We start from the raw sequence: 1136 nt of genomic DNA, 5'->3' as shown, positions 1-1136 counted from the left end.
TCCACGCGATCCTTCCGCTCCCTGACCTCGATTTCGGTCGCCCCGCCGACGTGAATCACCGCTACGCCGCCGGCGACCTTGGCGAGCCGCTCCTGGAGCTTCTCACGATCGTAGTCAGAGGTGCTCTCCTCGATCTGCAGCTTGATCTCAGCAATGCGAGCCTCGATCTCGGCCTTCGTGCCGGCGCCGCCAACGATCGTCGTGCTCTCCTTGTCGATCAACGCCTTCTTGGCGCGGCCGAGCATATCAAGCGTCACATGTTCGAGCTTGATGCCGAGGTCCTCGGCGATCACAGTGCCCCCGGTCAGGATTGCAGTGTCGCGGAGGATCGCTTTGCGTCGGTCGCCGAAATCTGGCGCCTTGACAGCAGCGGCCTTCAGCCCGCCCCGGAGTTTATTGACGACAAGCGTCGCAAGGGCTTCGCCCTCGACATCCTCCGCGATGATGAGAAGCGGTTTACCGCTGTTCACGGCCTTTTCCAGTAGCGGCAGTAACTCCTGCAGCCCCGACAACTTCTTTTCGCAAATCAGAATGTGCGGGTCTTCAAACTCGACCAGCATCTTTTCGGCATTGGTAATGAAATAGGGAGAGATATAGCCACGATCGAACTGCATCCCATCCACCACTTCGAGCTCCGTCTCGAGCGACTTTGCTTCCTCGACGGTAATGGCGCCCTCGCTGCCGATCCGATCCAAGGCATTTGCGACCAGCCGGCCGATCTCTGTATCGCCGTTGGCCGAGATCGTGGCAACCTGAGCAATCTCCTCACTCGAGGCCACCTTCCTGGACTTTTCCTTGAGGTCTTCGACAACTGCATCGATTGCCAGGTCAACCCCGCGCTTCAGGTCCATCGGATTCATGCCCGCGGCGACAGCCTTGGCCCCCTCCTTGACGATTGCCTGGGCAAGTACGGTTGCCGTTGTCGTGCCGTCACCCGCCAGGTACGACGTCTTTGACGCGATTTCCTTGACCAGCTGCGCGCCCATGTTTTCGAACTTGTCGTCAAGCTCGATTTCCTTTGCAACCGTCACGCCATCCTTGGTGATCCGCGGCGTCCCGAACCTGTCGAGCACGACGTTACGGCCCTTAGGACCCAGCGTGACCCGCACCGCGTCGGCGAGGATGTCGATGCCGCG

The 1136-nt window shown here is 60.2% G+C and carries 1 protein-coding gene; it reads right to left on the bottom strand.

Going from position 1 to position 1136, the window contains the following annotated elements; genetic code table 11:
- Positions 1-1136: chaperonin GroEL (groL, locus tag AC629_RS44360; protein ID WP_143199963.1), on the bottom strand; the 1136-nt coding region annotated here is incomplete at both ends.

Origin of the sequence: Bradyrhizobium sp. NAS80.1 (assembly GCF_001908205.1) — a bacterium.
GTDB lineage: Bacteria > Pseudomonadota > Alphaproteobacteria > Rhizobiales > Xanthobacteraceae > Bradyrhizobium.
Note: the sequence above shows the minus strand (reverse complement) of the source record. Positions and strands in the feature narration are given on the sequence as shown.